Annotated in this window: 5 protein-coding genes; all 5 read left to right on the top strand. The window is 70.8% G+C overall.

The window, feature by feature from the left end; genetic code table 11:
• Window positions 1-36: 36 nt before the first annotated feature.
• Entirely contained in the window at window positions 37-3,120 is a 3,084-nt protein-coding gene (locus tag PKH97_RS10675) for an ABC transporter permease (RefSeq protein WP_324387392.1), read from the top strand.
• On the top strand, window positions 3,117-5,906 hold the full coding sequence (locus tag PKH97_RS10670) for a hypothetical protein (RefSeq protein WP_324387391.1): 2,790 nt from the start codon (window positions 3,117-3,119) through the stop codon (window positions 5,904-5,906). The genes PKH97_RS10675 and PKH97_RS10670 overlap by 4 nt, the downstream gene beginning before the upstream one ends.
• On the top strand, window positions 5,906-6,829 hold the full coding sequence (locus PKH97_RS10665; protein WP_324387390.1) for an ABC transporter ATP-binding protein: 924 nt from the start codon (window positions 5,906-5,908) through the stop codon (window positions 6,827-6,829). Before PKH97_RS10670 ends, PKH97_RS10665 begins: the two co-directional genes overlap by 1 nt.
• Window positions 6,822-7,580 carry an ABC transporter ATP-binding protein gene (locus PKH97_RS10660; protein WP_324387389.1) on the top strand — a complete coding sequence of 253 codons (759 nt, stop codon included), beginning with the start codon at window positions 6,822-6,824 and terminating at the stop codon, window positions 7,578-7,580. The genes PKH97_RS10665 and PKH97_RS10660 overlap by 8 nt, the downstream gene beginning before the upstream one ends.
• 45 nt (window positions 7,581-7,625) lie before the next feature.
• A partial coding sequence (locus PKH97_RS10655) for an SGNH/GDSL hydrolase family protein (protein ID WP_324387388.1) occupies window positions 7,626-8,600 on the top strand: 975 nt, incomplete at its 3' end.

The following is an 8,600-nucleotide window of genomic DNA, read 5'->3' as shown; positions in this document are numbered from 1 at the left end:
CTAAAGTCTGCTAGCAGAAGTTAGGAACGGGGGCCCGTGCGCTGGTTGGGTGTCGCCCGCAAGCGCGTGCGCACCCATCTCGCTGCGCTCGCCGCCGTTTGGGCGACGCTGTTGATCTCGTTGCTCGTCCTGGGCTCCCTGCAGCTGTTCGCGCTCGTCATCGGCGACGCCAGCGCTCGGGGGGTGCTGGAGAGCGCTGACCCGGCGGCGCGCACCATCGCGGTCAACGCCTCGATCAAGGCCGGCACGCTGCCAGCGCGCCAGGCGGAAGTCACGGCCGCGGTCGCCGGGATTCCCGGCGCTCGCCTCTATGAGGCCGACACCGCCGTCGCGCGGGGCATCGAGGGCCGAGGTCCCCAAGATCGCGCGGTCCTTGCCGACCTGCCCGCCCTCACCTCGCTCGCCCGGCTCGACGCCGGCGCCTGGCCCACCCCACCGGCCGCCGGCCGGCCCGTCGAGGCCGTCGTCCCGACAGCGACCGCGCACGCCGCGGGCTGGCAGGTCGGGCAGGAGTTGCGACTACCGAGCCTGATCGACGAATCCGCTGCCACAGTCCAGGTGCGGATCTCGGGCACCTTCACACCGCGCGACCGATCCGACCCGACCTGGCTCGACGCGCCGCTCGCGCTGGCGGGTGTCGCCAAGGGTGACTTCACGGCATACGGGCCGCTGGTGCTCGCGCCGGGCGCCTTCGACGGGGACCTCGGCGCGGGGGCGAGCGGCGCCTGGCGGGTGACCATCCCCTGGCAGCAGATGTCGACAGGCGATGTCCGGCGCTTCCAGGCCGCCCTGGGGCCGGCGCTGGAGAAGCTGCGCGCGAACACCAATCTGCGCGTCGCCACGGGGCTCGACCGGCTGCTCACGACCTCCGACCTGACCGCCAACCGCGTCCGGATCGCCCTGCTGACCCCCGCCGTGCTCCTCATGCTCCTCGGCGGCACGGCCCTCGCGCTGGCCAGCGTGCAACTGTCCACCCTTCGCACGCCCGAGACCGCCCTCCTGCGCTCCCGGGGTGCCTCCGCCAGACAGATCCTTGCGCTGGCGGGTCTCGAGGCCGGCATAATCGTCGGCTCCTCCCTGCTCGCGACGCTGCTCCTCGCCCCCGCTCTTGTGCAGCCGCTCGCCGGCGCGACCGGGCTGCTCGCCACCGGCACGCGCGTCCGGGACGGCCTGACCACACCGAGCGTGTGGGTCACGATGGCCGTATCGGCCGCCCTCGGCGCCCTGATCATGGTCGCGACGGCAATCCGCGGGGGCCGCTTGCGCACCGAAGGCGCCCAGAGTGCGCGCATGCAGCGATTGGCCCGATTCGCCGGCTCCGGGCTCGACCTCGCCCTGATCGCCCTCGGCGTGCTCGGGGTGCTGCAACTGCGGCGGTATGACGCCGCGGCCGCCAAGCTCGACCCCCTCACCATCGCGGCCCCCGCGTTGTTTATTAGTGGGCTCGCCGTGGTCGCCCTGCGCGTGATCCCGTATGCCGCGCGGCTCGCCTCCCGGATCGGCTCCCGGTCCGCGGGCCTCGGGTTGGCCTGGGGCGCTTGGCAGGTCGCGCGGCGGATCGCGGGGCAGGGCGTCGCGATCCTCCTCCTGCTGCTCGCGATGGCCATGGGTACCCTGGCGCTCGGTCAGCAGCGCACCCTCAGCGCCGCATTGTCCGACCAGAGCGACTTTGCTGCCGGCGCGCCCGTTGTCGTCGAACTCGGGCCGGCGGCCCGGCTGGCGTCCCCGTCCACCAGGATGGCCGAGCTGGCCGGTGGCGCGGACCGGTCAATGGCGGTCTACCGGACCACCAGCTATCTGCCCGGTTCCACCGCCGCGACCAGTGTGCTTGCCGTGGACACCCGCGCGCCCGGGGTCCCCCTGCCGATGCGGCCGGATATCGCCCGGGGCCGGTCGTGGGCGGATCTGTTCGCCGCCGTGCGAACGGATCCGCTTGGGATCCCCGTCCCGGCGGGCGCTGCCAGGCTCGATGTGTCCATGCGGGTGTCCTCGTTCAGCGCGTTCGGCGCCGATCGGGGTGCGCTCGTGGCGGTGTTGGCACGTCCCGATGGCAGCCGCGTCGACGCGGAACTCGGGATGATTGGGCTAGGCCGGGTGCGCGCCGATCTCGATCTCGGGCCGCTCGACCTGCCCACGGGGTCTCACCTGCTCGGGATGACCATTAGCCCAGATGTCCCCTGGCCGCTCGGAAACGATGCGCTCAGCCAGGCGCAGGTTAACGATGCCGTTTTCGCATTCGATGGCACGGCGGTGGCGCACGGCGACAAACCCCAGCTGAGTTGGGGCAGCGGGGTGCTCATCCTGGGCCCGCGTCTTCGCTCAGCGCCGATCCCGGTGGTGATGACCGACGCGGCGGCTGCCCACGCCAAGCTCAAAATCGGCTCGACCGGGACCCTACCGCTGCTCCTTGGTGCCCGGCCGGTCAAACTCGTGGGGACCGTAGCCGCCTTGCCGACTGGGTGGCCGGACCCTACCTTGGGCGTGCTCGCCGATCTCTCAGCAGTCAATGATGCGCTCTTCTTTCCGCCGTCGGCGGGGGTCGACCCCAATCCCGCCGCACTCGACCCCCAGTCCTATTGGCTGGCTCCGTCCGACCCGGCACAGGCGGCTGCCCAGCTCACGGGCGAGAAGGGCCTGGTCTCCGCGGTGACCACGCGCGAGGAGATCCTCGCCGAACGTCGAGCAGGCGCGGTCAACGCCGGTATGCGGTGGGCCATGCGCCTGGTCACCGCCGCCGCCGCCGTGCTCGCCCTGCTGGGCTTTGCCGCCACCACCGCCGCGTTGGGGGCCGCCCGGGCCCACGACTGCGCGGTGCTCGCCGCGCTCGGGATGCCGCCGAAGGGCATCCGCCGCGTCTTGGTCCTCGAACGACTCACCGTGGTCGTCGTCACGGTCGTCACCGGTCTCGCGCTCGGCCTGGCCGGCTCCGGCCTCATCGTCCCGCTCCTCGTCGGCGCTGACGGTCACCCGCAGATTCCGCCCATCCGGCTGGTGCTCGACCTGCCCGCCGTCCTGCTCTTCGCCGCGGCGATGATCACGGCGCTCAGTGTGGTCGCGGCGCTGGTCGTCAGCCGCATCGTGCGCGATATCTCAGCCCAGCTGCGGGAGGGGGAGCGATGAGTCGTCCCCTCGGCCTGACGACCCTGTGGCGCCGCCACCTGCGCCGGCGTGGCCCGGCGCTTCTGCTCGCCCTGCTGTGCGCCCTGACCACGGCCTTTGTGGTGGCCGCACCGAGACTGCAGGACACGGCATACGACAAGGGGGTGGGCGAGGCGATCGAGCGCTTCCCGCGCGGCATGCGCGAACTCGTCCTGACCTACCGCAACCCCGGGAATCTGCAGTTCGGCGGCGACATCTCATCGATGCCGTTGCGCGAGCCGGTCCCGCCGACGGGTCACGCCAAGGTCATCGCCCAAACACTCGGCCCAGCCAGCCGTTTCCTCCGCCCGACCTCCATTTCGGTGACGACCGACCAGAAGTCGCTGCGCGGGCCGGGAAGGTCACCGACCGGGGATAACCGGCAGGCTCTGGTGCGGATCCAAGGCGGGTTCGATGCGCACGTCCGGTATGACGCGGGCGGTCCGCCACCGACGGCGACCGAGACGAAGGTGCTCATCGAGGACGATGTGGCCACTGACTACATCGACCTCAAGTGGCGTACGCCGATCATTCCGGTGGCGATGCCGGCGAGTTTCGCGCGGGCGTGGGGCGTGGGCGTGGGCGACCGGTTCACCTTGACGGATATTCAGTCCAGACGACTCGGGACGCCAGAGATCATCGTCGAACTCGCCGGGACTTATACCGCGATCGATCCGCGAGATCCCTTCTGGGACAACGATCGCAGCATGATCGACGGTGCTGTCTACCCCTCGCCGGAGGGCGGCAGCATCCAGCAGGTCACCTTCATGACCTCGAACGCCAACTACGGCCCGCTGGGCTCCGCGCTGGGGCCGATGCCCGCTGACTTCGTGATGCCGGATCAGTCGAGGACCGCTGTCGGGGTCATCCACGAGTGGCGATATGGCATCGAGCCTGGTGCCATGACCCGGGAGAGCCTGCAGGAGGTGCTCGACGGCATCACGGCTCTGCGCTCCGATGTGGACCTCTTCGGCAATGAACGCCCCACACTCAACACCGGCCTGCCGGCCATCGCCGATTTCTACAACCACGCGGTGACGGTCACGGCCGCCCTGTCGCTCTTCCCGGTCGTCGGCTTGCTCGCGCTGTCCGGGTTGGTGCTCGGACTCGCCGCCTATGTGCTCATCGCTCGGCGCACCGACGCCTTGCGGTTGCTACGCACTCGCGGCGCCGGAACCCTCCAACTCGCGGGGCTGAGCGCGGGTGAGGCAATCTGGTGGCCGCTGTTCGCTGTCCCCCTCGCGGCTGCGGCCGTCCTACGGACGGTCTCCGGCGTCTCGCCCCGCTGGTCGATCGCGCTCGCGGTGACACCGCTCCTCGTCGTGGCACTCGTCGCCGTGGTCACGGGCGTGCGAGCCGCGCGGTCGGCCGGGCACCCGATGCCGGTGGGGGCCACGGGCGCGGCACGCCGAGTGGTCTTGGAACTCTTCATCCTCGCTGGCGCGTACTTCTCGGTTTCCACGGTGCGCAGCCGCGGGGATGCCGTTCGCGCCGGCCAGTCCGACTGGTATGCCGCCCTCGCCCCAGTTCTGCTCGCGCTCGCCGTGGCCGTCGTGGTGCTGCGGATCTATCCCTGGCCGGTGCGGCTGGCTGCGGCGTTCGCTCGGCGGGGCCGCTCCTTGCTCGGCTTCGTCGGGCTCACCGGCGCGGCGCGTGAGCGGGGCGCGGCCCTCGTGCCCTTGGTGGCTCTCGTCGTCGCGACCGCGATCGCCGGCTTCCTGACCACGGTGACGCACTCGATCGGTGAGGCGAGGGGGCTGGCCGGCTATCGAGAGGTCGGTTCGGACGTGCGGATCGATGCGGTGCGCGTCGACCCGGAGGAGATCACCCTGTTGGCAGCCCGGCCGGGCGTGAGCGCGGCGGTGCCGGCCTACCGTGAGGTCGGTGCCCAGGTGACCGGAGTGGCGGGCAGTGGCGTGCGAACGGCGACGCTCATCGCGACGGATCTGACGGCATACGCGAAATCCGTTGCGGGCACGCCGGATTCCTTCACCGTGCCAGCGCTCCCCGCCGCAGACGGCGGGGTGCTGCCGGCGATCGTGAGCGCGCCGCTCCAGGCCGACCGCATCACCGTCAAGATCGCCGGGGAACTGCGCAATATCAAGGTCGTGGCCGTCGATCCGGGGCTCAATCGCGACAGTGCGACCTCGACCGCGCCGGTGGTGGCCCTCGACTTCGCGTCACTGAAGGCGATCCAGGGCGGGGTGCAGGCCAATACCGTCTTCCTCCGCGCCGACCGCGCCGCCGCCGACGCGCTGACGGCCACGCCGCCGACGAAGCTGTCACAGAAGGTCGTTGACCGCTACGCCCTCGAGGCGGCGACGCGCACCGGCGCCCTGCCGACGCTGGTGCGGCTGATCGCGTTGCTCGCCACGATCGGGGCGCTCGGCCTGGCCGCGCTCTCGATCTTCGTGTTGCTGACCTTGACCCGAGCGCGTCGGGAGTTCATCGCGGTCCGGCTGCGGACGATGGGCCTGCCGAGCCGCGGCAGCTGGCGACTCGGGGCAGTCGAGGTGCTGCCGCTGGTGGTCGCCGGGGTCGCCCCCGGCCTGGCGATCGGGTTGTTACTCCCGCGACTGATGTCGGATGTGCTCGACCTGGGGCCCTACACCGGGGGCGCTGCGCGTCCCCCGCTCCTGCCGTCGTATGCCGCCGCTGCCGCGATCGTGCTCGCCACGCTCGTCCTGGCCGCCCTTGCGGTCGCCGTCGACGTGCGCCGGGCGCGGCGCACCAGACTTGCCGAACACCTGCGAGCAGGAGGGTCCTGATGACGGCCGACACGATGGTCACCGAGCCCGAGATCGTCTGCGACAACCTCGTGCGGATATTCAAGTCCGAGGGCATCGAAGTGGTCGCCCTTCAGGGGCTCGATCTGGTCGTGCCCAAGGGCGAGTTGATGGCGCTGGTCGGGGCATCCGGATCGGGGAAGTCGACTCTGCTGAATGTCTTGTCCGGCTTGGACATCCCGAGTGCGGGGCTGGCGAAGGTCGCGGGCAAGGACCTGCTCTCGATGTCTGGACGCGACCGGGTGGTCTATCGCCGCGAGACCGTCGGCTTCCTCTTCCAGCAGGCGAGCGCCAATCTGTTGCCCTATCTGACGGCGGTCGAGAACATCCAGGTGCCGATGGCCCTGGACGGGCGCAAGCGATCCGAGCGGCACCCGCGCGCGATGGAGTTGCTGGACATGCTCGGCATCCCCGAGTGCGCGGACCGCGGCTTGACCCAGCTGTCCGGCGGTCAGCAGCAGCGGGTCGCGCTCGGCGTCGCGCTCGCCAATTCGCCTCGGGTCCTGCTCGCTGACGAGCCGACCGGCGAGTTGGACACGCAGAGTTCCGACGAGGTCTTCGCCGCGATCCAACGGGCCAATGCGGCCTATGGCACGACCGTCGTGGTCGTCACGCACGATCCCTTGGTCAGTGAGCATGTGCAGCGGACGGTCGGTATCCGCGACGGTCGCACCTCCTCGGAAGTGGTGCGGCGCGGGGAAATCGACGAGCACGGCAATGAGTTCGTGGTGGCCGAGGAATATGCCGTCCTCGACCGGGCCGGGCGCTTGCAGCTGCCCCGAGAGTTCACGACGGCCCTGGACATGAAGGATCGGGTGCGGCTGGACCTCGAGGCCGATCACATCGGTGTCTGGCCGGACGGGTCCCGGCGGGCACGGGAGCAGGAGGTGGCTGGCGATGAATGAGGCGTTCGCGAACGACGTGCGTGGGCCGCAAGGTGCGGTCGACATCGCGGGGCGGGGCACGGCATACGTGCAGGTGCGAGGGTTGGTGCGGACCTTCGGATCGGGCGCCACGGCCGTGACGGCCCTGCACGGCATCGATCTGGACGTGTGGGCCGGTGAGTTCGTCGCGGTGAAGGGACGTTCGGGGTCGGGCAAGACGACCTTGCTGAACATCCTCGGCGGGCTGGATCGGGCGGATGGCGGGACGGTCTTCGTCGACGGGCACGAGGTGACGGCCATGAGCGATGCCGATGTGCTGCGGATGCGGCGCGAGCGGGTGGCCTACGTCTTCCAGGGGTTCGGGCTCCTGCCGATCCTGACCGCGCGCGAAAATGTCGGAGTTCCGTTGCGGCTGAAGAAGGTTGCGCCCGCCGAGCGCGAGCGTCGGGTCGTCGAAGTGTTGGAGCGCGTCGGCCTGGGTGCGCACCTGAATCAGACACCGGCCGAGCTCTCGGGTGGTCAGCAGCAGCGGGTCGGGCTGGCACGCGCGCTGGTCGCGGACCCCGGGCTATTGCTCGCCGACGAGCCGACCGGGCAGTTGGACTCGGGCACAGCGCGCGAAATCATGCAGTTGATCGCCGAACTTGTCCGCGACACCGGGATGACGGCGATCGTCACCACCCACGACCCGGTCTTGCTCTCGGTCGCCGATCGCGTGATCGAGATCGCCGACGGGCGCATTGTCGGCGGGTTCGAGGAGCCGGGCATTTAATCTGAACCAGTCGCCGACGACGGCGGCCGGACTGGGAGAGGTGGCGTGACCACGGTGGCCATCGCGTATGTGGCATTGGGCGATTCGTATGCTGCCGGGGTCGGCGGGGGCCCCAGTCACGGAGCCTGCTGGCGCGCCGACGCCGGCTATCCAGTGCTCGTCGGGCGGCGGCTCGGGCTGCCGGTGGCCTACAACGCGTGCCTCGGCGCGACGATCGCCGACGTGCTCGCGCATCAGCTGGACGCGCTCGGTCCGCAGACCTCCCACGTGTCGATCACGGTGGGCGGCAACGACATCGGCTTCGTGCCCGTGCTCATTGCGGCCGCCGAGCCGGCCTGGATGTCCAACTCTGACACGGCGATCGATGCCGCGCTGATCACCATGCGGCGATCGCTGCCCGGCCGGCTGGACGGGCTTTTCGCCGAGGTCACGCGCCGGGCTCCGGGGGCGCAGGTCGTGGTCTCGGGATATCCGGCGCTCTTCATGGGCGAGGACTGCAGCCCGTTCACCTTCTTCTCGGCGCACGAGATGACGCGTCTGAACGACGCGGCCGACGAGCTGCGCTCGATCATCGCCGCGGCCACCCGCCGGGCGGGTTTCGGGCTGGCGCGCGTCGCGTCGAGCTTTGTCGGGCACGCCGTGTGCTCGTACGCGGAGTGGATCAACGGAGTGTCCTGGCCGGTCGAGGCGTCCTTCCACCCGAATGCCCTCGGGCACAAGGCGTATGCCGACCTGGTCCTGCGCGCCTTCGGCGTGGCGGCTGGGCCGGGCGATCTCGAGCCGGGGCCCGAGGCGGCGCTCGGAGACCTGGCGGAGCCGGCAGGGCGGGAGTCGGAGGTGATCGAAGGGCCGTGCATCCCGGGGTCGGCGCCGACCTTCGCGCTGCCCGATCTGCTGAGCGCGCGCAGCCTGGCCGGCGCGCGCAGCTTCGGACTCGACCCTGCGGAAGTGGCGCGCCTGGCGACCGTGCTGCACGAGTACGCGGAGCCCGGGATGTGGTCGGCCCCAGCGGCCCTCGCG

Source organism: Nostocoides sp. (assembly GCF_035343835.1).
GTDB classification, from domain to species: Bacteria; Actinomycetota; Actinomycetes; order Actinomycetales; family Dermatophilaceae; genus Nostocoides_A; species Nostocoides_A vanveenii.
The sequence above is the reverse complement of the archived record's forward strand: the minus strand, read 5'-3'. Positions and strand labels throughout refer to the sequence as shown.

Bases quoted from the DNA above. Each gene is read 5' to 3' on its own strand.
- PKH97_RS10665 (WP_324387390.1), top strand. From the start codon at position 5,906: ATGACGGCCGACACGATGGTCACCGAGCCCGAGATCGTCTGCGACAAC.
- PKH97_RS10660 (WP_324387389.1), top strand. From the start codon at position 6,822: ATGAATGAGGCGTTCGCGAACGACGTGCGTGGGCCGCAAGGTGCGGTC.
- PKH97_RS10670 (WP_324387391.1), top strand. From the start codon at position 3,117: ATGAGTCGTCCCCTCGGCCTGACGACCCTGTGGCGCCGCCACCTGCGC.